Origin of the sequence: Sphingomonas sp. SAFR-052, from assembly GCF_051965015.1 — a bacterium.
GTDB lineage: Bacteria > Pseudomonadota > Alphaproteobacteria > Sphingomonadales > Sphingomonadaceae > Sphingomonas.
Map to the genome: position 1 here is coordinate 66,563 of NZ_JBQCMO010000008.1, position 22,641 is coordinate 89,203.

General features: G+C 66.4%; 22 protein-coding genes. 7 read left to right on the top strand and 15 right to left on the bottom strand.

The genetic code is table 11. The annotated features are described in order from the left end of the window. Positions 1 to 30: 30 nt before the first annotated feature. Complete coding sequence (locus ACTHQV_RS14440) at positions 31 to 1,683, top strand: aminotransferase class III-fold pyridoxal phosphate-dependent enzyme (RefSeq protein WP_440491228.1); 1,653 nt, start codon at positions 31 to 33, stop codon at positions 1,681 to 1,683. A gap of 12 nt (positions 1,684 to 1,695) precedes the next feature. On the opposite strand, the gene ACTHQV_RS14445 is transcribed toward ACTHQV_RS14440, so the two are convergent. From ACTHQV_RS14445 to ACTHQV_RS14460, 4 genes are all read right to left on the bottom strand, one after another. Beyond that, positions 1,696 to 1,890, bottom strand: coding sequence for a hypothetical protein (locus tag ACTHQV_RS14445; protein WP_440491230.1), 195 nt, complete (start codon positions 1,888 to 1,890; stop codon positions 1,696 to 1,698). A gap of 18 nt (positions 1,891 to 1,908) precedes the next feature. Continuing rightward, entirely contained in the window at positions 1,909 to 2,112 is a 204-nt protein-coding gene (locus ACTHQV_RS14450; RefSeq protein ID WP_440491232.1) for a hypothetical protein, read from the bottom strand. A gap of 359 nt (positions 2,113 to 2,471) precedes the next feature. Continuing rightward, positions 2,472 to 3,083 carry a hypothetical protein gene (locus ACTHQV_RS14455; RefSeq protein ID WP_440491233.1) on the bottom strand — a complete coding sequence of 204 codons (612 nt, stop codon included), beginning with the start codon at positions 3,081 to 3,083 and terminating at the stop codon, positions 2,472 to 2,474. 28 nt (positions 3,084 to 3,111) lie between these two features. After that, complete coding sequence (locus tag ACTHQV_RS14460) at positions 3,112 to 3,798, bottom strand: methyltransferase domain-containing protein (RefSeq protein WP_440491235.1); 687 nt, start codon at positions 3,796 to 3,798, stop codon at positions 3,112 to 3,114. 212 nt (positions 3,799 to 4,010) lie between these two features. Here ACTHQV_RS14460 and ACTHQV_RS14465 point away from each other — a divergent pair, with 212 nt between their 5' ends. Beyond that, the gene (locus tag ACTHQV_RS14465; protein WP_440491237.1) at positions 4,011 to 4,937 is read left to right on the top strand and encodes a UDP-2,3-diacylglucosamine diphosphatase; all 927 of its coding nucleotides are present in this window, start codon (positions 4,011 to 4,013) and stop codon (positions 4,935 to 4,937) included. After that, positions 4,934 to 5,989, top strand: a complete 1,056-nt coding sequence (locus ACTHQV_RS14470; protein ID WP_440491238.1) for a glycosyltransferase family 4 protein — start codon at positions 4,934 to 4,936, stop codon at positions 5,987 to 5,989. The genes ACTHQV_RS14465 and ACTHQV_RS14470 overlap by 4 nt, the downstream gene beginning before the upstream one ends. Here ACTHQV_RS14470 and ACTHQV_RS14475 read toward each other — a convergent pair. The 3 genes from ACTHQV_RS14475 to ACTHQV_RS14485 all read right to left on the bottom strand — a co-directional run bounded on the left by ACTHQV_RS14475 (position 5,926) and on the right by ACTHQV_RS14485 (position 11,031). After that, positions 5,926 to 7,155, bottom strand: coding sequence for a carbohydrate porin (locus ACTHQV_RS14475; protein ID WP_440491240.1), 1,230 nt, complete (start codon positions 7,153 to 7,155; stop codon positions 5,926 to 5,928). The two genes, ACTHQV_RS14470 and ACTHQV_RS14475, sit on opposite strands and share 64 nt — an antisense overlap. Positions 7,156 to 7,218: 63 nt before the next feature. Continuing rightward, positions 7,219 to 8,991 carry a methyl-accepting chemotaxis protein gene (locus tag ACTHQV_RS14480; protein WP_440491242.1) on the bottom strand — a complete coding sequence of 591 codons (1,773 nt, stop codon included), beginning with the start codon at positions 8,989 to 8,991 and terminating at the stop codon, positions 7,219 to 7,221. A 378-nt stretch (positions 8,992 to 9,369) separates the two neighbouring features. After that, positions 9,370 to 11,031: a methyl-accepting chemotaxis protein gene (locus ACTHQV_RS14485; protein WP_440491243.1), complete on the bottom strand. Its 1,662-nt coding sequence runs from the start codon at positions 11,029 to 11,031 to the stop codon at positions 9,370 to 9,372. 390 nt (positions 11,032 to 11,421) lie between these two features. Between ACTHQV_RS14485 and ACTHQV_RS14490 the strand changes: the two genes are divergently transcribed. Beyond that, positions 11,422 to 12,351, top strand: coding sequence for a DUF808 domain-containing protein (locus tag ACTHQV_RS14490; RefSeq protein WP_440491245.1), 930 nt, complete (start codon positions 11,422 to 11,424; stop codon positions 12,349 to 12,351). 104 nt (positions 12,352 to 12,455) lie between these two features. Here ACTHQV_RS14490 and dacB read toward each other — a convergent pair whose 3' ends face one another. Next, a complete protein-coding gene (gene dacB, locus ACTHQV_RS14495) occupies positions 12,456 to 13,856 on the bottom strand; it encodes a D-alanyl-D-alanine carboxypeptidase/D-alanyl-D-alanine endopeptidase (RefSeq protein ID WP_440491246.1) in 1,401 nt (466 codons plus the stop codon). Positions 13,857 to 13,865: 9 nt separating this feature from the next. Next, positions 13,866 to 15,173, bottom strand: coding sequence for an L-fucose:H+ symporter permease (fucP, locus tag ACTHQV_RS14500; RefSeq protein WP_440491247.1), 1,308 nt, complete (start codon positions 15,171 to 15,173; stop codon positions 13,866 to 13,868). A 107-nt stretch (positions 15,174 to 15,280) separates the two neighbouring features. On the opposite strand from fucP, the gene manD reads away from it, so the two are divergent. Continuing rightward, complete coding sequence (gene manD / locus ACTHQV_RS14505) at positions 15,281 to 16,525, top strand: D-mannonate dehydratase ManD (RefSeq protein WP_440491248.1); 1,245 nt, start codon at positions 15,281 to 15,283, stop codon at positions 16,523 to 16,525. A gap of 41 nt (positions 16,526 to 16,566) precedes the next feature. Here manD and ACTHQV_RS14510 read toward each other — a convergent pair whose 3' ends face one another. From ACTHQV_RS14510 to ACTHQV_RS14525, 4 genes are read right to left on the bottom strand one after another with little or no spacing between them, the layout of a single operon-like run. Continuing rightward, positions 16,567 to 16,923: an L-rhamnose mutarotase gene (locus tag ACTHQV_RS14510; protein ID WP_440491249.1), complete on the bottom strand. Its 357-nt coding sequence runs from the start codon at positions 16,921 to 16,923 to the stop codon at positions 16,567 to 16,569. Further along, positions 16,908 to 17,639, bottom strand: coding sequence for an SDR family oxidoreductase (locus ACTHQV_RS14515; protein WP_440491251.1), 732 nt, complete (start codon positions 17,637 to 17,639; stop codon positions 16,908 to 16,910). Before ACTHQV_RS14515 ends, ACTHQV_RS14510 begins: the two co-directional genes overlap by 16 nt. Then, positions 17,636 to 18,646: an aldo/keto reductase gene (locus ACTHQV_RS14520; RefSeq protein WP_440491253.1), complete on the bottom strand. Its 1,011-nt coding sequence runs from the start codon at positions 18,644 to 18,646 to the stop codon at positions 17,636 to 17,638. The genes ACTHQV_RS14515 and ACTHQV_RS14520 overlap by 4 nt, the downstream gene beginning before the upstream one ends. Before the next feature lie 56 nt (positions 18,647 to 18,702). Beyond that, the gene (locus tag ACTHQV_RS14525; protein WP_440491254.1) at positions 18,703 to 19,812 is read right to left on the bottom strand and encodes an S-(hydroxymethyl)glutathione dehydrogenase/class III alcohol dehydrogenase; all 1,110 of its coding nucleotides are present in this window, start codon (positions 19,810 to 19,812) and stop codon (positions 18,703 to 18,705) included. An 83-nt stretch (positions 19,813 to 19,895) separates the two neighbouring features. Between ACTHQV_RS14525 and ACTHQV_RS14530 the strand changes: the two genes are divergently transcribed. Then, positions 19,896 to 20,450, top strand: a complete 555-nt coding sequence (locus ACTHQV_RS14530; protein ID WP_440491256.1) for a septal ring lytic transglycosylase RlpA family protein — start codon at positions 19,896 to 19,898, stop codon at positions 20,448 to 20,450. A gap of 138 nt (positions 20,451 to 20,588) precedes the next feature. Here the strand turns inward: ACTHQV_RS14530 and ACTHQV_RS14535 are convergent, their stop codons facing one another. Beyond that, entirely contained in the window at positions 20,589 to 21,080 is a 492-nt protein-coding gene (locus ACTHQV_RS14535; protein ID WP_440491258.1) for a hypothetical protein, read from the bottom strand. Positions 21,081 to 21,370: 290 nt separating this feature from the next. Then, on the bottom strand, positions 21,371 to 21,982 hold the full coding sequence (rpsD, locus tag ACTHQV_RS14540; protein ID WP_242120630.1) for a 30S ribosomal protein S4: 612 nt from the start codon (positions 21,980 to 21,982) through the stop codon (positions 21,371 to 21,373). Between the two features lie 201 nt (positions 21,983 to 22,183). Here rpsD and ACTHQV_RS14545 point away from each other — a divergent pair, with 201 nt between their 5' ends. Beyond that, positions 22,184 to 22,489, top strand: coding sequence for a chorismate mutase (locus ACTHQV_RS14545; protein WP_440491260.1), 306 nt, complete (start codon positions 22,184 to 22,186; stop codon positions 22,487 to 22,489). Positions 22,490 to 22,641: the final 152 nt, after the last annotated feature.

Here is a 22,641-nt window from a genome sequence, read left to right on the forward strand (position 1 = left end):
TTTCCCGATCGCGTCATATTCGCGTCAGTCATGACGCCACTCGCCATCGTCCTCGCCGCCGGCACTGCCGGTCTCGTCGCTACCAAGGGCCGCGCCCGTTTGGCCCTCAGCCGCGCCAAGCACGGCTCGCTGACCGGCCATGTCCGCTGGGGCCAGCGGATCGCGAGGGCGATTGCCTTCTACGACTATGACGACGTCCGCTTCTTCGCCGCCGACGATGCGCCTGCCGAGATCGCCGCAAAGCGCCGCGCCGGTTTCGACCGCCTGTCGGCGCTCTACGCGGCCCGCTTCGCCAAGACCGTCGCCGCGACGAAGGAACTCCGCGAGGGGCTGTCCGACCTGCAATTCACCGGCCGCTACCGCGTGCCGTTCCAGTTCAGCCGACTGGTCCGCGAACGCCTCGCCACCGGCGCCTTTTACGTATCGTCCTCGGGCGTCACTGCCACCGACCTCGACGGCAATGTCTTCTACGACCTCGCCGGTTCCTACGGCGTCAACCTGTTCGGCCATGATTTCTACAAGGAGTGTATTGCCGAGGGCAGCGCCCGCGTCGCCGATCTGGGGCCGGTGCTCGGCACCTATCACCCGGTCATCGCCGCCAATGTCGCCCGCCTGCGCACGATCAGCGGCATGGACGAGGTGTCGTTCCACATGTCCGGCACCGAAGCGGTGATGCAGGCGGTGCGCCTCGCCCGCTATCATACCGGCCGCCGCCGGGTGGTGCGCTTCGCCGGCGCCTATCATGGCTGGTGGGGCGATGTGCAGCCGGGCATCGGCAACCCGACCCCGGCCGACAATACGCTGACCCTGTCCGAACTGTCCGACCGCACGCTGCACGTCCTCGCCACCCGCAAGGATATCGCCTGCGTGCTGGTCAACCCGTTGCAGGCGATGCACCCGAACCGGGGCGCGCCGTCGGACGGCACGCTGATCGACAGCAGCCGCAGCGCGCATGTCGACCGCGCCGCCTATCGCGACTGGCTGGTGCGGTTGCGCGAGGTGTGCACCAAGGCCAACATCGTCCTGATCTTCGACGAAGTCTTCATGGGTTTTCGTCTGGCGAAGGGCGGCATGGCCGAGGCGTTCGGCGTGCAGCCCGACATGGTGACATACGGCAAGACGCTGGGCGGCGGCCTCCCGGTCGGTGCCGTTTGCGGCCGGGCCGACCTGATGAAGCGCTTCCGCCCCGAACAACCCGCCGACATCTGCTTCGCCCGCGGCACCTTCAACGCGCACCCCTATGTGATGGGGGCGATGGACGTGTTCCTCGAACGCCTCGACAGCGTGGAAGTGCAGGCGATGTACGCCGACGTCGACGCCCGCTGGGACGCGCGGCTCGCGCAGTTCAACGCGGCGATGGCGGCCGCCGACCTGCCGGTCCGCGCGGCCGGGATGCAGACGGTGTGGACGATCCTCTACACCCTGCCCTCGCGCTACAACTGGATGCTGCAATATTATGCCCGAGCGGAGGGCCTCGCGCTAAGCTGGGTCGGCACCGGCCGCCTGATCTTCAGCCTGAACTATGACGACGCGGCCTTCGCCGAGGTCGTCGCCCGCTTCGTGAAGGCGGCACAGGCCTGTGCCGCCGATGGCTGGTGGTGGAGCGCGCCCGGCACCACCAACAAGCTGCTGCGGCGACAGGTGCTTCGGGAAACGCTGGCGCGGCGGCTGGGGCGGAGATAGGCGACCCCGCCGCTATCGGTCGCGGGCGGTACAGGCCGCCTGCAACGCGTCGATGATCGCCCGGTTCGCCACCGGACCCGCCAGGTCCTGCGCAAGGCTGGTATAGCCTCCGCGGCGCAGCGCCTGCCGGATATGGTTCACCGAGATATACTCACCCGTCGCGGCGAGTTCGATCGCCCGGGCCAGCGCCGGGGTATCGCGGGTCATGCGATGCGGTCCGTCGGTTCAGCCGTTCCGCACCCACGGCGTTCGCACCACCGTGCCGGCCATGATCTTCTTGCCGAACGCCTTGCGCATCGTCTCGGCCGCTTCGTTGTTCTGCAGCACGACGCGCGTTCCGCCCGAATGCAGCGGCTCGATCGCACTGATCGACGCGGCGTGCTTGTTGCACAGCGCCACCACTTCGGCTTGTGCGATGCTGACATTCATCGCCCGCGAAGTCGTAACCGAGGGCGCAACGCCCCGTCGCCAATCGTCCTGCATGCAGATCCGTTCATTTTTTCGAGCATGCGGACCAGCCGGGTCACGCGGATAGGGTCGACCGGCCGGCGCCGGTAGCAGGGCCGTTCGACGGGTGTCGGCAGGCCGAATCCTATATGGGGTTCCGGCGTCGGCAAACCAGATGGTCGCGGCGGGTTTATGCTGTCCTACACGGGCAGCGACTGTCATTCTGTCGGTCGTTCTTTCTCTCCGTCCGACTGCCCCCGAAACGCAACGACCGGTCCGCTGATGCGCAAACCGGTCGCGAGTGTGAACTTAGTGAACTTATTCTGGAAAAGCGTTTGTTTTCAGTGGCGGGCGGCTTCCTGCAAATCGGTATCGATCCGCGCACCCTTCAGCAACTGCACCGGCGCTTTCCGATACAGGATGAAGTCGTTGAACGGATCGGTCACGATCTTCGTCGCCCAGACCAGCCCGGTCATCACGTCGCGCTGCACGAACAGCTGCACCACCCGGAACAGCAAGCCGCCGACCGCGAACGCCAGCCACAGCAGCGCCAGATGCCGCAGGAACCCGACAAACCCGACATGCGGTTCGAACACCCCGAAGAAGGTCGGATCGATCAGTAGCGGGATCGGCGTCGCCGCCCACAGGCCCATGAACACGACCTTGCGGAACAGATTGTAGCCGACCTTGATCTCTTCCTTGTGCGCATGCGTCGCCTGGTTCACATGGTCGTAGGTCTTGGGTTCGAAGAAGAAATGCCCCGATTGCCGCGCGGTCATCGCCACCAGCCAGCCGAGCAGGCTGGCGACCGCCGGGTCGATCCACACCACGACATAGGCGATCAGGAACGTCGTCGCGCTGACGAAGTGCAGCGCCTGGTTGATGATGCTGTGATGATAATAGCGATGATCGTCCCACCGCTGTTCCTTCAGCGCTTCCTTGAATCCGGGCATCGAATAAACCTCTGATGGAAAGGGGTTTTCAGGCGGTCGCGCCGAGCGCGGGCGTCGGGTGATTGTCCTGCGCGTCCGCCGCGCGCCGGAAACAGACCAGCGAGAAATGGCCGAGCGGCGGCAGCGGGCGCCGCTCGATCAGCTCCGCCTGCGGGTTGCGCGCCGCCCAGTCGCCATAGATCGACCAAGGAAAATCGGTCCGCCAGCCAAGCCGACTGGTGATCGGCATCAGCGCGCGTTCGATCTTGGCGCGCATGCCGGCTTCCGCGCCCAGTCGCGTCGCGATCACGATCATGCCGCCCGGCCGCACCACGCGCAGGAACTCACTCAAGGCGCGGTCGGGATGCGGCACCGCCGACACGACATATTGCGCGACGACCACGTCGAACGATGCGTCGGCGAAATCGAGCGCCTCGGCATCGCCGATCGCGATCCGCTCGACATGGTTGAGCTTCAGCCGGCGGACTCGGTCGCGCGCCTTGTCGAGCATCTGGTCGGCGATATCGATGCCGGTGATGCGGCTGTCATGACGGTAATGCGGCAACGAAATGCCGGTGCCGACGCCGACCTCGAGGATGCGCCCGCCGACCGTCTCGGCGGCATCGATCGCCGCCCGCCGCCCGCGGCGGAACACCGGCCCGAACACCAGATCATAGATCGGCGCCCAGCGATCATAGGCGCTCGCCACGCCGAGGCGGTTCAATTCCTGAGCCAATCCGAGAGTTTCCTTGTCCAGTGCCGCGCCAGGCTTGTCTGGCCAGCTAAAATGACGCCGGTCGATGACACGGCAATGTCGCGCCCATGTCAGCAAGGTTTCAGTTTGATGAGAATCGCCGTCACACGCGCGCAATACTATTGTCGCGCGACCTGGTTACAGCACCGCCATCGCAAGGACGAACGTCCGGTCCACTGGTGTGGAGAAATACGATGACGACGGCATTTGTATCCCGGAATGATCGACAGACTTCACCGGCATCGACCGTAAAGTCACTCGCCCGCAAGATTCCGGACTGGATCAACGACCCGCAAAGCTATCGTGCCGAGGGTCCGAAAAAGTCCTATCGCACCGTGTTCATCTCCGACGTCCATCTCGGCACGCCGGGATGCAGTGCCACGCAACTGGTCGACTTCCTCCATTCCTTCGAATGCGAGACGCTGTATCTGGTCGGCGACATCGTCGATGGCTGGCAGATCCGCCGCGGCTGGTACTGGCCGTCGAGCCATAACGACGTGATCCGTTCGATCCTGAAGTTCGCGCGCCGGGGCACCCGCGTCATCTACATCCCCGGCAACCATGACGAGGCGTTTCGCGACTATGTCGGTCTCGAGTTCGGCGGGGTCGAGATGGTCGAGGAGGATATTCACGAAACCGCCGATGGCCGCCGCCTGCTGGTGCTGCACGGCGACAAGTTCGACGGCGTGGTGCTCTATGCCAAATGGCTCGCCTTCCTCGGCGACCATGCCTATACCGCGCTGCTCAAGGCCAATAGCGTGTGGAACTTCGCGCGGCGCAAGCTCGGCCTGCCCTATTGGTCGCTGTCGGCCTATGCCAAGCACCGCGTCAAGAACGCGGTCAACTTCATCGGCCGGTTCGAGGAAACCGTGGCGCATGCCGCCGCCGAACACGGCGTCGACGGCGTGGTGTGCGGCCATATCCACACCGCCGAGATCCGCCAGATCGGCGACATCATGTATTATAACGACGGCGACTGGGTCGAAAGCTGCACCGCGCTGGTCGAGGATCATGCCGGCGCGCTGTCGCTGATCGACTGGCGTGCCGAGACCTGGGAAAAGGAACTGGCAATGGCGAACGGCAAGGCCGCCGATGCCGGCCGGGCGGTCGCCACCGCGTGAGGATCGCGATCGTCAGCGACGCATGGAGTCCGCAGGTCAACGGCGTCGTCCGCACGCTGCAAACGACGATCGGCCGCCTGCAGCAACGTGGCCATGTCGTCGAAACCTTCACCCCCGACGGTTTCGTCACCCGGCCCTGTCCCGGCTATCCCGAAATCCGGCTGGCGTTCGGCTGCGGTCCCGAACTCGGCCGTCGCATCGCCGCCTTCCACCCCGATGCGATCCATATCGCCACCGAAGGACCGCTCGGCTGGGCGGCGCGGCGTTGGTGCAGGCTGAAGGGCGCGCGCTTCACCACCTCGTTCCACACCAATTTCGCCGAATATCTGGCGATGCGCACCCATCTGCCCGCCGGCCTCTTCTGGCCGTTCCTGCGCCGTTTCCATGCCGCGGCCAGCGGGGTGATGACCGCGACTGCGCGCGTCGCCGGATCGCTCCACGACCATGGCATCGCCCATACCAAACGCTGGTCGCGCGGCGTCGACCTGTCGCTGTTCAAGCCCGATGGCGCCCGGCTCGACGTCGCCACCCTGCCGCGCCCGATCCTGCTCCACGTCGGTCGTATCGCGGTCGAAAAGAATATCGAGGCGTTTCTGGCGCTCGATGTGCCGGGCACCAAGTTGCTGGTCGGCGATGGCCCGGCGCGCGCCGACCTCGAACGCCGCTATCCGCTGGCGCAGTTTATCGGCGTGAAGCAGGGCGCCGGCCTCGCTGCCGCCTATCGCGCCGCCGACGTGCTGGTCTTCCCCAGCCGCACCGATACCTTCGGCCTGGTGATGATCGAGGCGCTGGCCTGCGGCACCCCGGTCGCGGCCTATCCGGTGCCGGGGCCGCTCGACGTGATCGGGCTGGATGGCATGGGCGGCGGCAGCGCGCGTATCGGCGCGCTCGACCCCGATCTGGCGACGGCCGTCGCCCGGGCACTCACCGCCGACCGCGACGCCTGTGTCCGCATCGGCACCCATTATTGCTGGTCGCACTGCACCGATCAGTTCGTCGACAATCTGGTCGATGCCGGCCTCGCGTCACCGGGGGTGGTGGCGACGGCATAGGCGCTACATCGCCTTCCATTCGACGATCGCCGTAGTCCCAGCACCACCGCATCGTCGACGTCGCGAAGGCCGCCGGGGCGGCGGACATATTGCACATCTGGTTGCAGCGTCAGGAACGGCGCGATCCGGTCGCTATAGGTCAGCTCGACCATCCCCTCCGCCCCGCTCAGCGCCGGTTCGCCCACCGGATTGGCGCGGCGATAGGGCGTGCTGAGATCGGCGCTGGCGATGCCGATCGACAATTGGCTGTCGGGCCGCGCGCGTATGATGCCGCGTCCGGTGACGCCGACCTGAAATCCGCCGGCAAAGGGCGTCGTCCGCCCGTCGGACAGTCCGGCGCGGGCAAAGGCGCGCCAATGGCCCGGCTGGTCAGCTTCCCCGGCCAGATCCTGTTCGATCAGCACGTACACGCCGTGCGACGCCGCCGTCCCCTCGGCCAGCGTCACGCCCGGCGGCGCGATGCGCGGCTGGCGGCGGCTATAGGCCCAGCCGCCGATGCCGATCGCGGTGGACCCGTGCAATCCGCCCTCGGTGACGAACAGCGTCGATCGCACCCGCCCGGTATCGGCGGTGCCGCGCGGTGCGCGGATCGCCACCGCCTGCACATAATGGCGTTCGTCGCCCGCGCGCAGGCGGACGGCCAGGTCGGTGCGTGGAAAGATCGACGGCCCGTTCGGCCCGGTCGCGGCCAGTTCCGACCCGATGCCGAATGCCGGCGCGATCAGGTGCGCGGCGGCCTCCCCCGAATAGAATTCGCTGTTCAGGTCGTATTTCCCGACCAGCACCGACAGCCGATCTCCGGCAAAGCTCTGCTGGAACCATGCCTGATAGAGATGCAGGTCGGGCGTTCCGACCTCGATATTGTCGATGCCCTGCAACGTGCCCGCCAAGTCGTTCGGCCGCCCGCCCAGATTGTTCAGCAGGCTGACGACCGCACTGCCGCCCTGCCACCCGGCCGCGCGATCGAGGTCGAGTGCGGCGATCAGGTCGATATTGTCGAGATAGCGCGCGCCCCGCGTCTCGCCCGCCGCCACCCCGACGACATCGCCCTTATAGGCGAAATCGATCGACAGCGCGGACGCCGGTTCGGTGTCCTGCGCGCGAACGGCGGTAGGAATGCTGGCAAGGGCGAGGGCAGTCAGGCCGAGGATCGTCGGGCGGAACATAGCGGTTGCTCCTGTCGGTAGGCGTCGCCACCCGCCCCCACGGGTGGCGATCTGCGCAATGGGTCAGGCGGCGTTGCGGAAGGCGGCGTCGTCGCCGTCCGGCCCGCCCTGCATCAGGTCGAGCGCGAAGCCGCGGGCGCGGGCCTGCTGGTCGGCGACCGAATTCGGCTTGGCCTTGGGCGCGGCGGCCGCCTTGGTCTTGGCTGGCTTGCGGGCGGCGGGGCGCTTGGCCGTAGCGACCGAGCCGGTATCGACGCGGAAGAAGGCGATGCTCGACTGCAACTCCTCCGCCTGTCCGGCCAGTTCCTCGGAGGTCGAGGTGATCTGTTCGGAGGCCGATGCGTTCTGCTGCGTCACCTGATCGAGCTGTTGCAGCGCCTGGTTGATCTGCGAAGCACCGATATCCTGTTCGCGGCACGCGGCGCTGATTTCCGACACCAGTTCGGCGGTACGACGGATGTCGGGCACCAGCTTGGTCAGCATCTCGCCGGCCTGCGCCGCTGCCTGCACCGTGTCGCCCGACACTGCGCTGATCTCCGCCGCCGCCGTCTGGCTGCGTTCGGCCAGCTTGCGGACTTCGGACGCCACGACCGCAAAGCCGCGACCATGTTCGCCGGCACGTGCCGCCTCGACCGCCGCGTTCAGCGCCAGCAGGTCGGTCTGGCGCGCGATTTCCTGCACGATGCCGATCTTTTCGGCGATGGTGCGCATCGCGCCGACCGCCCGTTCGACCGCCACGCCGCTCGCCTCGGCATCCTTCGACGACTGGCGCGCGATCTTTTCGGTCTGGGCGGCATTGTCGGCATTCTGTTTGATGTTGGCCGCCATCTGCTCCATCGAAGCCGACGCTTCCTCGGCCGCCGCAGCCTGTTCGGTCGCGCCCTGGCTCACCTGTTCCGACGAAGACGACAGCTGCTGGCTGCCGCTCGCGACATTGCTCGCTGCCATCGACGCATCGCCGACCACGCCGCGCAGCCGCTCGACCATCGACACCAGCGCATGGCCCAGCTTGTCCTGCTCCGACAGCGGAGTGTGATCGACGGTCAGGTCGCCCTGCGCGATCGTGTCGGCCAGCGTCGCCGATTTGCGCAGCGCGACCGTCATGCGGTTGACCGTGTCGACCAGATCGCGAATCTCGTCGTTGCTGGTCACATGGACGTCCTGGTCGAGGTCGCCGATCGCCACCGCGTCCAGCGCGACGGCGACACGCTTCAGCCCGCGCGACACCAGTTTGCTGATCCAGACCGCACCGGCAATGGCGATGGCGATCGCGACCGCGGCGATGGCGATCAACCAGAAGCGCGCATCGGCATAGACGACATCGCCTTCCTCGTTCGCCGCCTTCATCTCGGCCCGCTGCCGCGCCACCGTCCGGTCGACCAGCTCGCCCATTTGCACGGCCGAGGTCCGCGCCGCACCCAGCGAAATCTGTCCGGCTTCCAGATTCTTGTTCTGGACCGCCAGTTCGATCGCCTTGTCGGCATTCGCCTTGTACGCGTTCCACTGTTCGCGGATCTTCACATAGTGCTGAAGATCGGTTTCGTCGGACAGCGGCGGTGCGGTGGCGATCAGCTCGTCGGCGCGCGCCCGCTGCTGACGCAGCTCCCGCATCTGCGCCGCCATCATGTGCGGATCGTTGGTCAGCGCGAGGTTCTTTTCGGCGACGACCGCCGATGTCGACGCGTCGTTGAACTGCTGGATGCGGTCGAGTGCGGTGGCGGGATCGTCGACCAGCCTGCTCATCGAATCGTTGATCGCCGACATTTTCGAAACGCCGAGCGCGACGATTCCTGTCAACAACAGCAGGACGACCGCAAAAGTCGTTCCCAATTTCATCCTGATCGTTGCGCGCATGCCGTCTTTCCGATGTTGAGAATATGACATCGATCGTGCAGACACGTGTTTAACAATCGGTTGGGCGCGCGTTAGGATTGCCGACAGCAAGATTAACACTGCTCATCCGATTTGGCAGTTGCCGGAAATATTTGGAAATATTACCGCGGACGACATCGATCGTCGTTGCGGAAAAGGGTGCGTGGCCAACGGTTTGACGACCTGCCGTCCCGAACGCCGCAACCGGCGGCGCGGCGGAGAGGTTAACGCTACCACCGCCATCATCCCTTTGGTGGATGTCGAAAAAAAGGGGCAGCGTCCGCTGCCCCCGATGCTCGTCCCGTCCTCCGAACGTCGCCCGTCCAGTGGCGACCGCATGGCTCAGGCGGCGCGACCGAACGCCGCGTCGTCGCCGTCCGGCCCGCCCTGCGTCAGGTCGAGCGCGAAGCCACGAACCCGTGCCTGCTGATCGGCGACGGTGTTGCGCTTTCCGACCGGTTTGCGCGGCGCCGGTTTGCGCGCGGCGGGGCGCCTGTTCGCCGCCATCGATCCGTCATCGACCCGGAAGAAGGCGATGCTCGACTGCAACTCCTCCGCCTGTCCGGCCAGTTCCTCGGAGGTCGAGGTGATCTGTTCGGAGGCCGATGCGTTCTGCTGCGTCACCTGATCGAGCTGTTGCAGCGCCTGGTTGATCTGCGAAGCACCGATATCCTGTTCGCGGCATGCGGCGCTGATTTCCGACACCAGTTCGGCGGTCCGGCGGATATCGGGCACCAGCCGGGTCAGCATCTCGCCGGCCTGCGCCGCCGCCTGCACCGTGTCGCCCGATACCGCGCTGATCTCGGCGGCCGCCGTCTGGCTGCGCTCGGCCAGCTTGCGGACTTCGGACGCCACGACCGCGAAGCCGCGACCATGTTCGCCGGCGCGTGCCGCCTCGACCGCCGCGTTCAGCGCCAGCAGGTCGGTCTGGCGCGCGATTTCCTGCACGATGCCGATCTTTTCGGCGATGGTGCGCATCGCGCCGACCGCCCGTTCGACCGCCACGCCGCTCGCCTCGGCATCCTTCGACGACTGGCGCGCGATCTTTTCGGTCTGGGCGGCATTGTCGGCATTCTGTTTGATGTTGGCCGCCATCTGCTCCATCGACGCCGACGCTTCCTCGGCCGCGGCGGCCTGTTCGGTCGCGCCCTGGCTTACCTGTTCCGATGAGGCCGAGAGCTGCTGGCTGCCGCCCGCCACGCTGTTTGCGGCATTCGTCGCGTCGCCGACCACGCCGCGCAGCCGCTCGATCATATGGTTGGTGGTATCGATCAGGTCCTTGATCTCGTCGTTGCGACGAACGGTGATATTCTGGGTCAGGTCGCCGCTCGTCACCGTATCCAGCGCCACCGACAGCTGCCGCAACCCGCGCGAAACGATCAGGCTGACCCACAGCGCGCTGCCGATCGCGATCAGGATCGCGGCGATCGCCACGCCGATCAGCACCGACCGGGCGTTTTCATAGCTGCTGTTGGTCGCGGCCTTTGCCTCGCGCATCAGCGTCGTGTTCAGTGCGACGATACCCTCCAGATCGGCATACATCTTCTTGACGATCTCACGGCTGCGGGTGATCGAACGGTCGCCCGCCTGTGCCCGGTCACCGGCCAATGCCAGCGTGCGTACCTCGCGATTGGCGTCCTTGAACGCGTCCCATGCCGCCGCGATCGCCGTCCAGCCCGGCTTGGCGCGGGGCGATGCGTTGTTCAGCGCGTCGCCGATCAGATCGCCGGTCGCGGCGATCTTGGCGTCCGATTCCTCGTCCAGCTGCCGTACCAGCGCCATGTCGGGCGAAATCACCATGTTCTTTTCGAGGCGGATGACCTCGTTCAATCCGACCTGTACCCGCAACGACCGTACCTGTCGCGCCGCCGGACCGTCGATCACCTCGGTGATGTCGGTATTCATCTGGGACATGCGACTGACCCCGATCGCGACGATCGCGACCAGCATCGCGACGACGACGGCAAATGTCATTCCCAGTTTCGCCTTGATGGTCGAACGCATCTTTCCCTCCCGCGAATCATGATTTGCCGTGCGCCGCCCCCAGCGGCGCTTCGGATCACTTCGTCGTTTCGGGGTAGGAATGATTGATGTATTTTGTGTTGTCCGGTTGTTCAGGATTTTCCAAGGAGTCTTAATAGCTTCCGCCGATCGGGCCGGGGCCGGTCGCAACCTGCAGCCGAACCGGTGCGGCATTGGGCGCGCGGCATCAGCCAAGTCCCGAGGATCGCACGCAATTGTACGTTTCGCACCTCCGGTCGGCATGCCGCCGGTCCGGGTTCGATCCGTCCAGCCCAATCAAGGCGTTAACACGTAAAATCCGACATTCTTACTTTTCGTGGCTTTGTCATCCGCCTGCCGCTACCGATCGAGCAACGATATTGGGGATTGGCGATGGCTGGTGGATTGGTGGCACTGCTCGACGACGTCGCGGCGATCGCGAAGCTGGCGGCGGCGTCGCTCGACGACGTGACCGCGGCGGCCAGTCGCGCGGGGGCGAAGGCGGCGGGCGTGGTCATCGACGATGCGGCGGTCACCCCGCGCTATGTCGTCGGCCTGTCGCCGGCACGCGAACTGCCGATCATCGGCAAGATCGCGCTGGGGTCGCTGCGCAACAAGCTGCTGATCCTGCTGCCGGCCGCGCTGCTGCTCAAGGTGTTCGCACCCTGGGCGATCACGCCGATCCTGATGGCGGGCGGCGCGTTCCTGTGTTTCGAGGCGGCGGAAAAGATCCTTGCCCCCTGGCTCGGCGGGCATGCGACCGACGAAGCGGCCACCACCACCGACCCCGCCGAACTGGAGCGTGCGCAGGTCAGCGGCGCGATCCGCACCGATCTGATCCTGTCGGCCGAGATCATGATCATCGCGCTCAACGAACTGCCCGACATGGCGGTGTGGATGCAGGCGCTGGTGCTCGCGGCGGTCGGCATCGCGATTACCGTCGGCGTGTACGGCGTCGTCGCGCTGATCGTGAAGATGGACGATATCGGCCTCGCGCTCGCCCAGCGTTCCAGCGCCGCGGCGCAGGCGATCGGCCGCGGGCTGGTAAAGGCGATGCCGGTGCTGCTGAAGGCGTTGGCGCTGATCGGCACCGCGGCGATGCTGTGGGTCGGCGGGCAGATCATCGTCCATGGCATGGAGGAATTCGGCCTCGTCACCCTGCCGCACCTGATCCACGACACCGCCCACCACGCCGCCGAAGCGTTGCCCGTGATCGGCGGCGTCGTGAACTGGATCGTCAACGCCGCGCTCTCGGCGGTGGTCGGCATCGTCATCGGCGCGATCCTCGCCGGCGTGCTCCACATGATCCCGCGCAAACATTGACGGGCAGGGGAGGGTAATTCCTCCCAAATATAAAACCAAAACCGTTCGGTTCGAGCAGCTTCGAGCCTGTCGAGAAGCGCCCGTCGAGAACGCGCCACCGCCCCCTACAACCCCGCCGCCACCGCCACCAACGCCGCATCCATCGCCGCCGTCGCCGAAGCCCCCTCCGGCACGTCATTGGCGTACATCGCAAAGGTCAGCGTCTGCCCGCTGGCCGCGGTCATCGTCCCCGCCAGCGCCGACGTCCCTGCCAACGACCCGGTCTTGGCGTGCAGCCTGCCCTCCAAAGCCGTGCCCTTGAACCGTCGCGCCAGCGTCCCGTCGACGCCCGCGACCGGCAGCGTCGCCAGCCACGCCGCTCCCCAAGGTTGCACCTGTGCCCAGCCGAGCAGCGCGACCATCGCCCGCGGGGTGACCCGGTTATAGGTCGACATGCCCGACCCGTCGGACAAATCCCATGCCGTGCGCGGCACGCCCGCCAGCGTCATGATCGCGCTGACTTTTTTCAGTCCGTCGGCGATCGACCCGCTTCCCTCGATCGCGCCGACCCGGCGCAGCAGCAACTCGGCGTGCAGGTTCTGGCTGGCCTTGTTGGTCACCAGAATGTCGCCGCGCAGCGGTTCGGGCTGGGTCCGTGTCAACATCGGCGGCGAAACGCCACGCTCGACGACCGCCCCGTCCTCCGCCGCCCGGTACGGCCGGTGCCGCGCCACCACCCGCCCGGTCACCCGGACCCCCTTGCTACGTAACACCTTCGCCAACTTCCACGCGGCATAATGCGCCGGGTCGTCGATCCCGACCCGGATGCGCTCGCTCGTCCCCGCCGCGACCGTCCCAGACACCCTCAGCAGGTCGCTGCCCGGCATCCGGTCATAGGCGATGGCGGTGCGCGGTCCCACCGTTACCCGATTGTCGATCCGGTAATAATCCGAAGCGCTTACCACCGCTTTGCCGCCCTCGACCCCCACGGTCAGCGCCAGTTCGTTGTCGTCCAGCGTCAGTGCCGAGATACCGGTGCCGTAACGGGTGACGATGTTGTTCCACCCCATGCCCGGCGACCAGCGCTGGTCGGGAAAGGCACTGTCGTCGCCGATCACATCGCCCACCACCCGCGTCCGCGCCGCCACCGCATCGGCCAGCGTGGCTAGGCAATCGCTTGTGCAGTCCTCTGCCGACGACAGCCGCGCATCACCCGCGCCGACGAGCACCACGTCGCGCCCCTCGATCCGCACCCCCGTCCGCGCGCCGTCCGGTCCGTCGATATCGAGGTTGGCGAAGGCAGCGATGGTCGTGAAAATCTTGGTATTCGAAGCAGGTACGAAGCGCTGGTCGGCATCGATCGCTACGCGCTCCACGCCGCCGGCATCGCGCACCACTAGCCCGAAGCGCGTGCCCGCCGGTGCCTGTGCCAGCGCCGCACGCACCGCCGCCTCGACACCGGGATCGGGCGCCGCCGCCGTCAGCCACCATGCCGCCCCCGCCAACACCGCCCGCCCGTATCGCATCTGCCCTTCCTATGCCGCGGGCCTCCGCATCGCCAGCGCGAACGCCAGCACCACCGCGAACGCCACGCACGGTATTAGCATCGCCGTCTGGATCGACAGGATATCGTGGCTCAACAACCCCATAGCCGGCGGGAATAGCGCGCCGCCGATGATCGCCATCACGATCAGCGGCGCGCCCAGCGTCGCCTGCGGCCCGAGATCGCGGACCCCCAGCGAAAAGATCGTCGGGAACATGATCGACATGAAGAATCCGGTCAGTAGCAGCGCCCCGATCGCGACCATGCCCCCGGCCAGCGCCGCGACCAGCGTCAAGACGATGTTCGCCAAGGCAAATCCCGCCAGCAGCCGCGTCGCCGGGATCTTCTGCATCAACAATGTTCCGACCAGCCGCCCGGCGAGGAACAGTGTCAGGCTGATCGACAGCAGATAGGCGGCCTGCCGCTCGGGCGTCGCCGGGCTGACCGCTTTCACGAAGTCGACGAAGAAGCTCCACACCCCGACCTGCGCCCCGACATAGAAGAATTGCGCGACCACCGCCCAGCGCAGCGTCCGCACGCCGATCACCGATTTCAGGCTCGCCAGCGTGCTCCCGCGTGTATCGTGCGCAATATCGGGAAGACGGACGAGCGCGACCGCAAGGGCGATCACCACCACGACCGCGGCCAGCGCCAGATAGGGCAGCTGGACCATCTGTGCCTCGCTGGCCCGATAGGCTTCCAGCGCCGCCGGCGTCATCGCGTCGATCGCGGCGCGATCATGCTCGACCCCCGAGAAGATGAAACGCGCGCCGATCACCGGGGCGATCGCGCCGCCCAGCCCATTGAACGCCTGCGCCAAATTGAGCCGCTGTTCGGCGCGCGCCGGATCGCCGAACGCGACGATGTACGGATTTGCCGCGGTTTCAAGGAACGCCGCCCCCGCTGCCAGTACGAACAGCGCAGCCAGGAACCCGGCATATTCGCGCCACTCCGCCGCCGGATAGAACAGCAACGCCCCGGCCGCATAGAGCCCCAGCCCGGCGAGGATGCCGGCGCGATAGCCGAATCGCCGCATGATGATCCCGGCGGGCAGCGCCATCAGGAAATAGCCGAGATAGAAGACGAACTGGATGAACCCTGCCTCCGCCCGGTTCAGCGCCAGCGCCTTTTGAAACTGGCGGATCAGGATGTCGTTGAAGTTGTTGGCGATCGCCCAGAGAAAGAACAGGCTGACCACCACCGCGAAACCGACGCCGAAACCCGACGTGATGAAGCGATTCCCGCCGCGGTCGTGGGCGGCATCGGATGGCGGCGGGGCAGTGATCGTCGGGATCGGCATGGCTTCCTCTCTGCCCGGAAATTTCCGGGTTCATTCTTGTCGTTGTTAGCGTTAACGGTAGTCATAGACGCACGGTGATGCGTCCTAGATGTCAGGAGAGTCGGACAGTGACAGGCCCCACCCCCGCGTCGTGCGGACCGCTTATCATCCGCGACGCGCGCGTGATCGTCACCTGTCCGGGGCGCAATTTCGTCACGCTGAAGATCGAGACCGATCAGGGCATCTACGGCATCGGCGATGCGACGCTGAACGGGCGTGAATTGTCGGTCGCGTCGTACCTGACCGATCATGTCGTGCCTGTGCTGATCGGCCGCGATGCGCACCGGATCGAGGATATCTGGCAGTATCTCTATCGCGGTGCCTATTGGCGGCGCGGGCCGGTGACGATGACCGCGATCGCTGCGGTCGATACCGCGCTGTGGGATATCAAGGGCAAGGCGGCCGGGTTGCCGCTGTACCAGTTGCTCGGCGGCCGCTCGCGCGAGGGCGTGCTGGTTTATGGCCACGCCAATGGCGCGGACATCGAACAGACGGTCGAGACGGTCGGACGCTATCGCGAGGCCGGCTACCGTGCGATCCGCGCGCAATCGGGCGTGCCAGGGGTGAAGGGCGCCTATGGCGTCGGGTCGGGCGCGGGCAAGATCTACGAACCCGCCGATACCGCGCTGCCGCAGGAAACCCTGTGGTCGACGCCCGCCTATCTGCGCCATGCGCCGAAACTGTTCGAGGCGATCCGCGTCGCGCATGGCGAGGAGATCGAGCTGCTCCACGACGTCCATCACCGCCTCACCCCGATCGAGGCGGCGCGGCTGGGCAAGGCGCTGGAGGAATATCGCCTGTTCTGGATGGAGGATGCGACCCCGGCCGAGAATCAGGAGGCATTCCGCCTGATCCGACAGCATACCACGACCCCGCTGGCAGTCGGCGAAATCTTCAATTCGATCCACGACTGCCGGACGCTGATCCAGGAGCAGCTGATCGATTTCATCCGCACGACGGTCGTCCATGCCGGCGGCATTACCCATTTGCGCCGTATCGCCGATCTGGCCGGCCTGTATCAGGTCCGCACCGGCAGCCACGGCGCCACCGACCTGTCGCCGGTCTGCATGGGCGCGGCGCTGCATTTCGATACCTGGGTCCCGAATTTCGGCATCCAGGAATATATGGCTCATGCGCCGGAAACCGACGAGGTCTTCCCGCACGACTACCGGTTCGAGGACGGCTATCTGAAGGTCGGCGACACCCCCGGCCACGGCGTCGATATCGACGAGGCGCTGGCGGCGAAATATCCGTACAATCCCAAGCAGCTCCCCGTCGCGCGGCTGGAGGACGGGACGCTCTGGCATTGGTAGGGTGCGGCCTAGCCCGCTGTGCCTAGGCAGGCCGGATCGCATCATGCGTGGTCGGTCAGGCGGAAGATGCGCGTCATCGGCGTCCAGCGGCTGCCGTCGGTCGCCTGCGGCAGCGCGCGCTGGAACTGGCCCATCCGCGCCTCCCATGCGACGACATCCGGGTTGGCGAGGTCGGCGGCGGTCTTCGCCGCCGGGTCGAACGCCTCGGTCACCGTCATCGTCATCACCAGCCGGTTGCCAGTCCGGAAAATCTCCATTTGGGTGATGCCGGCATCGCGGATCGATGCCAGCACCGGCGCGGGGACATTGCCCGGCCGGTGCCAATGCTCGTACTCGGCGATGGCGGCGGCATCGTCGGCGAGGTCGAGGGTCAGGACGTGGATCATGCGTTCGACCATCCGCCATCGATCACATGCGCGACCCCGGTCGTGTAGGACGATGCATCGGAGGCAAGGTACAGTGCCAGCTCGGCAATCTCCTCCGCCCGGCCCAGCCGCCCCATCGGCTGGCGCGCGGTGAAGGAGGCACGCGCCGCCTCGGCATCGCCGGTCGCCGCCATGCGTTCCTCGAGCGAGGGCGACTGCACGGTGCCGGGGCAGATCGCGTTGCAGCGGATGCCCTGTCCGACGAAATCGAGCGCGACCGATTTGGTCAGCCCGATCACCGCCGCCTTCGACGCAGTGTAGACGAAGCGGTTGGGCACCGCGATGACATGGCTGGCGACCGACGACATGTTGACGATCGAGCCGCCGCCATTCGCGATCATCGCCGGCAGCAGCGCGCGGATCAGGCGATATTGGGCACGGACGTTCAGGTCGAAGCTGAAGTCCCAATCGGCCTCTTCGGTGGTCAGGATGGTGCCGGCATGGACGAAGCCGGCACAGTTGAACAGGATTTCGACCGCGCCGACCTTGCTTGCGAAGTCCTTGATCGCCTGTCCGTCCAGCAGATCGACGACATGCGCCTCGCAGCCGTCCAGCGTCGCCAGCGCCTCGGCATTAATATCGACCGCCAGCACCCGCGCGCCTTCGCGGGCGAACAGCTCGGCGGCGGCACGCCCAATTCCTTGTGCGGCGGCGGTCACGATGGCGGTCTTACCGGACAGGCGGGTCATGCGGTCTCCGAGGAAGGAACGGGGGCGTCGGCACGGACCAGACCTGCTTCGATCAGGTCGTGCCACAGGGCAGGGGGCAGGGGCATGGCGGCAAGCGCCACTGACTGGGCGACCTCGTCCGCATCGGCCATGCCGGGGATGACGGTGTCGACCGCGGGATGGGCCATGGCGAATTGCAGCGCCGCCGCCGCCATCGGCACGTCGTGGCGCATGCAAATCGCGGCGATCGCATCGATCCGGCGCACGATATCGGCGGGAGCCGCCTCGTAATTATAGCGCGCATCGCCGCCGGTGCCGGTGGCGAGAATGCCCGAATTATACGGCCCGCCCAGGATCAGCCGAACGCCCATCGCCTGACAGCGCGGCAGCAGCGTGTCGAGCGCGCCCTGTTCGAGCAGCGTATAGCGCCCGGCGAGCAGGATCGCGTCGAGCTCGACCCGATCCAGCAGTTCCTCGCACACCGCGATCTCGTTCACGCCGATGCCGATCGCACCGATTGCACCCGCATCGCGCAGGTCGCGCATCGCCGGGTAGCCACCGTCGAGAAACGTCGCCATTCGGGCGCCGGCATCGGCACCATGGGTCATCGCGCCCAGATCATGCGCCAGCAGCAGGTCGATCCGGTCGCGACGCAGCCGGTCGAGGCTTTCGTCGAACGAGCGCAGCACGCCGTCGCGCGAATAGTCGAACGCGCTCTCGACCGGTTCGGATGATACGAACCCCTGCCGTTCACTGGCGAGGTCGCGGTCGGGCACCGGTCGCAGCACGCGGCCGACCTTGGTCGACACGAACGCCGTGCCGCTCGGATCGCGCTCGGCTAGCGCCGCGCCCAGCCGCCGTTCGGACAGGCCGAAGCCGTAATGCGGCGCGGTGTCGAACGCGCGGATGCCGTAATCCCATGCCGCGTCGATCGTCGCCCGGGCGGCATCCTCGCCGACCGGACGATATAGATTGCCGATCGCCGCCCCGCCGAAGCCGAGCTTGGCTGTACGCTGCCTAACGGTCATTGCGTGTCCTCTCTTCGCGTATATTTGCGAAGAAACTTTCACCTGTCAAAACTAAATCAGTAAACGACGACCGATCGGATGCTCTCGCCGGCATGCATCAGGTCGAATCCCTTGTTGATCTCCTCCAGCGACAGGACATGGGTAATCATCGGGTCGATCTCGATCTTGCCGTTCATGTACCAGTCGACGATCTTCGGCACGTCGGTCCGCCCCTTCGCGCCGCCGAACGCGGTGCCGCGCCAGTTGCGCCCGGTGACCAGCTGGAACGGGCGGGTGCTGATCTCCTTGCCGGCCTCGGCCACCCCGATGATGATGCTGGTGCCCCAGCCGCGATGGCACGCCTCCAGCGCTTGGCGCATGACGTCGGTATTGCCGGTACAGTCGAACGTATAGTCCGCGCCGCCATCGGTCAGCGCGACCAGATGCTGGACCAGATCGCCGCCGACTTGCCTAGGGTTGACGAAATGGGTCATGCCGAAGCGGCGGCCCCATTCCTCACGTGCCGGATTGATGTCGACGCCGACGATCATGTTCGCGCCGGCCATCTTCGCACCCTGCAGCACGTTCAGCCCGATGCCGCCCAAGCCGAAAACGATGACATTGTCGCCCGGCGCGACCTTGGCGGTGTTGACCACCGCGCCCACGCCGGTGGTGACGCCGCAACCGACATAGCAGCTGGTCTGGAACGGCGCGTCCTCGCGGATTTTGGCGACGGCGATCTCGGGGAGAACGGTGAAGTTCGAAAAGGTCGAGCAGCCCATATAATGATAGATGGGCTGGCCCTTGTAGCTGAAGCGGGTGGTGCCGTCGGGCATCAGCCCTTTCCCTTGCGTCGCGCGGATCGCGGTGCACAGGTTCGTCTTGCCCGACAAGCACGATTTACACTGGCGGCATTCGGGGGTGTAGAGCGGGATGACGTGATCGCCGACCGCCACGCTGGTCACGCCCGCGCCGACCTCGCGCACGATGCCCGCACCCTCATGGCCGAGCACCGACGGGAAGATCCCCTCGCTGTCCAGACCGTCGAGTGTGTAGGCGTCGGTGTGGCAGATGCCGGTCGCCATGATCTCGATCAGCACTTCGCCGGGCTTCGGCCCTTCGAGGTCGAGTTCGACGATTTCGAGGGGGCGCTTCGCTTCGAATGCGACGGCGGCACGGGTCTTCATGGGGCGTCTCCTTGGGTCGTGCCGGCCTAGCGGGCGCGGACGGGGGTCGGCAAGGGGGCGGTGCTGCGCTAGGGAGCGTCGCCATGGTTTTGCGTTCGATCCTGCCCTGTGTCGCCCTGCTGCTGTCGGCCTGTGCCGGCGGCGATTATCGTCCGGTCAGCGATGCAGTGGTCAAGATCGGCACGCCCTACCAAGTGCGCGGCGTCACTTATGCGCCGGCGGCCGATCCGGCCTACGACATGCTGGGACTGGCGAGCTGGTACGGCAATGAGTCGGGCAGGCGAACCGCCAATGGCGAGCGGTTCCGTCCTGGCTGGGTGACCGCGGCACATACCACGCTGCCGTTGCCGAGCTATGTCGAGGTGACCGCGCTCGACACCGGGCGGCGCATTCTGGTGCGGGTCAACGATCGCGGGCCGTTCACCGGGCGCGGGCGCATCCTTGACCTGTCGCGGGGTGCGGCGGAGGCGCTGGGGGTGCAAGGGGCGGGCGTCGTGCCGGTTCGGGTGCGGGTGGTGACGCCCGACGAGCGCGACCGGGCGCGGCTGCGCAAAGGCAAGGGCGCGCGCGAACTGCCGCCGGTCGACGAGCGCACACGGTCTAATCTGCGCGCGCAGTTGCGGGCGAGCGGGCTGTAGCGCGGGCCAAAGTTCACGAAGTTCACACTCGTGCGCAGTGCGTGTCGCGCTGGTTTTGAGGGTTCGGCGGGGTCAAGGAGCGGCGGGTTTGGCGGACCCGGTGTGATCCTGACCGGCGGGCAAGGTGTAGGAAAGCGGTTATTTCGCCGCGGTCCGTTCGGCCTGCATTTCGGCGAGGTCCTTATCCTGTTTGGCGAGCACCGGCACGCCGAGCGCAGTGCGCAGGCTGTCGGGGATCAATTCGCGGTCATAGGGCTCGCGACTGGGCGGAGCGTCGTTCGGCCAACGCCACTGCGTACCGTATATCTGTTTCTGGCCGACATTCTGTAGGTAGCGGTCGAGCGTCGCAGCCGCGATCCAGCTCGCCTTGGCATTGCCGCGCGCGACCGCGGCAAGCGCCAACGAATGGGCGAGTAGATAATCCTCCGGCTTTTCGCCGTGCTGGAACACGAATGCGGCGGCGTAGTAATCGTCAGCGGTCGTCAGCTTGCCTTCGTCGAGCAGCGTTCGCGTACGGCTACGACGAGCAGCATCGTCGGCCCACATTTTCTCGACGAACGCCATGTCCTGCATCTTTGCGTGCGGGACGTTTTCGCGGATCGCCTGATCCTCGGCGAACAGTTTTGCCATTTCCGTATTGTTTGCCGGCGGCGTCTGGGCGAGCGCGGGAGTGGCCAGGAGCGACAGGGCGAGAAGATGACGCATGGGACCTCACCGGTTGGGAGGCGGCAGCGTGTCGCACGATAGGGCGCGCGTAAAGTGGATACGAAAAAGGGCGGCCCGTTGCGGGGCCGCCCTTTCGGTTTCTGCCAGCGCCATGGGCAAAGCCCATGGCGTCGAACGGGGCTTTGGCCCCGCCGGCCGCTCGCGCTGAGGATGCGCCTCGGTCCAGCTTCGCTGGACCTTGGCTCAGCGCGAGATCAGCGCGAGTAGAATTCCACAACCAGATTCGGTTCCATCTTCACCGGATAGGGCACTTCGTCCAGCGTCGGAACACGGTTGAAGGTGACCTTGGTGCCGTCGGCGCCGATGTACTCGGGGATGTCACGCTCGGCGAGGGTCTGTGCTTCGAGGACCAGCGCCATTTCCTGCGCCTTGGTGCCCAGCGAGATTTCGTCGCCGACATAGCAGCGGCGCGACGCGATGTTGCACTTCACGCCGTTGACGCGGACATGGCCGTGGCTGACCAGCTGACGCGCGGCCCAGACGGTCGGCGCGAACTTCGCGCGGTACACGATCATGTCGAGACGCTGTTCGAGCAGGCCGATCAGGTTCTGGCCGGTGTCGCCCTTCATGCGCGACGCTTCTTCATAGGTGCGCTTGAACTGCTTCTCGGTGACGTCGCCGTAATAGCCCTTCAGCTTCTGCTTGGCGCGCAGCTGGGTGCCGAAGTCCGACATCTTGCCCTTACGGCGCTGACCGTGCTGGCCGGGGCCATATTCACGCTTGTTGACCGGGCTCTTGGGACGACCCCAGATATTCTCGCCAAGGCGGCGATCGAGCTTGTACTTGGCGCTGGAGCGCTTCGACATGTGTATTCCAATGCAATTGCAGTAACGTTTGACCATCCACCAAGTGGACGATCGCGGCTCCCGGTATTCGCCGCCGGTCTCGCGACCGGGGCCACCGCTTCACCGGGAATGCGGGGCCGAATTGCGAAGCGGCGCGCCTAGCCGGACGGGGGGCGTGAGTCAAGCTGGACAAGCGGCGGGACTATCGCCACAGCGCGGGCCATGACGATCCTGCCCGGCCCCGACTGCACCACCATGACCGACGTCCGTGCCGGGGTCGACAGCCTCGACCGCGAACTGGTGGCGCTCCTGGCGCGGCGCTTCGCCTATATGGACGCCGCCGCCCGGATCAAGCCGGGCCGCGAGGCGGTCCGCGACGAGGCGCGCAAGGCACAGGTAATCGCCAATGCGCGGGCGGCGGCGGCGGAGGCCGGGGTGCCTGATGCGGTCGTCGCCGATCTGTGGGAGCGGCTGGTTGAGGCGTCGATCGCGTACGAACTGGCCCGGTTCGACGCGACGCGGGGGTAGGGGGCGGGCGGGCCGCTCGCGTTTTCTATCGTCCCCCGGGCTTGACCGGGACCTTGGCGAACGGCCGACTCTTCACCCTTTGCCGTACCCCCGCGCAGGCGGGGGTCCAGGGTCACAAACGCAAGCCGTTGTTTTGCTTAGCTCTGGACCCC

What these genes read in the sequence shown, in the direction of transcription:
- dacB (WP_440491246.1), bottom strand. Translation starts at nt 13,856, where the DNA reads ATGCGATACGGGCGGGCGGTGTTGGCGGGGGCGGCATGGTGGCTGACG.
- ACTHQV_RS14510 (WP_440491249.1), bottom strand. Translation starts at nt 16,923, where the DNA reads ATGGTCGAACGCATGATCCACGTCCTGACCCTCGACCTCGCCGACGAT.
- ACTHQV_RS14525 (WP_440491254.1), bottom strand. Translation starts at nt 19,812, where the DNA reads ATGAAGACCCGTGCCGCCGTCGCATTCGAAGCGAAGCGCCCCCTCGAA.
- ACTHQV_RS14490 (WP_440491245.1), top strand. Translation starts at nt 11,422, where the DNA reads ATGGCTGGTGGATTGGTGGCACTGCTCGACGACGTCGCGGCGATCGCG.
- ACTHQV_RS14520 (WP_440491253.1), bottom strand. Translation starts at nt 18,646, where the DNA reads ATGACCGTTAGGCAGCGTACAGCCAAGCTCGGCTTCGGCGGGGCGGCG.
- ACTHQV_RS14545 (WP_440491260.1), top strand. Translation starts at nt 22,184, where the DNA reads ATGACGATCCTGCCCGGCCCCGACTGCACCACCATGACCGACGTCCGT.
- ACTHQV_RS14535 (WP_440491258.1), bottom strand. Translation starts at nt 21,080, where the DNA reads ATGGCAAAACTGTTCGCCGAGGATCAGGCGATCCGCGAAAACGTCCCG.
- ACTHQV_RS14485 (WP_440491243.1), bottom strand. Translation starts at nt 11,031, where the DNA reads ATGCGTTCGACCATCAAGGCGAAACTGGGAATGACATTTGCCGTCGTC.
- ACTHQV_RS14475 (WP_440491240.1), bottom strand. Translation starts at nt 7,155, where the DNA reads ATGTTCCGCCCGACGATCCTCGGCCTGACTGCCCTCGCCCTTGCCAGC.
- ACTHQV_RS14455 (WP_440491233.1), bottom strand. Translation starts at nt 3,083, where the DNA reads ATGCCCGGATTCAAGGAAGCGCTGAAGGAACAGCGGTGGGACGATCAT.
- fucP (WP_440491247.1), bottom strand. Translation starts at nt 15,173, where the DNA reads ATGCCGATCCCGACGATCACTGCCCCGCCGCCATCCGATGCCGCCCAC.
- ACTHQV_RS14445 (WP_440491230.1), bottom strand. Translation starts at nt 1,890, where the DNA reads ATGACCCGCGATACCCCGGCGCTGGCCCGGGCGATCGAACTCGCCGCG.
- ACTHQV_RS14440 (WP_440491228.1), top strand. Translation starts at nt 31, where the DNA reads ATGACGCCACTCGCCATCGTCCTCGCCGCCGGCACTGCCGGTCTCGTC.
- ACTHQV_RS14530 (WP_440491256.1), top strand. Translation starts at nt 19,896, where the DNA reads ATGGTTTTGCGTTCGATCCTGCCCTGTGTCGCCCTGCTGCTGTCGGCC.
- ACTHQV_RS14450 (WP_440491232.1), bottom strand. Translation starts at nt 2,112, where the DNA reads ATGAATGTCAGCATCGCACAAGCCGAAGTGGTGGCGCTGTGCAACAAG.
- ACTHQV_RS14480 (WP_440491242.1), bottom strand. Translation starts at nt 8,991, where the DNA reads ATGAAATTGGGAACGACTTTTGCGGTCGTCCTGCTGTTGTTGACAGGA.
- ACTHQV_RS14515 (WP_440491251.1), bottom strand. Translation starts at nt 17,639, where the DNA reads ATGACCCGCCTGTCCGGTAAGACCGCCATCGTGACCGCCGCCGCACAA.
- ACTHQV_RS14465 (WP_440491237.1), top strand. Translation starts at nt 4,011, where the DNA reads ATGACGACGGCATTTGTATCCCGGAATGATCGACAGACTTCACCGGCA.
- rpsD (WP_242120630.1), bottom strand. Translation starts at nt 21,982, where the DNA reads ATGTCGAAGCGCTCCAGCGCCAAGTACAAGCTCGATCGCCGCCTTGGC.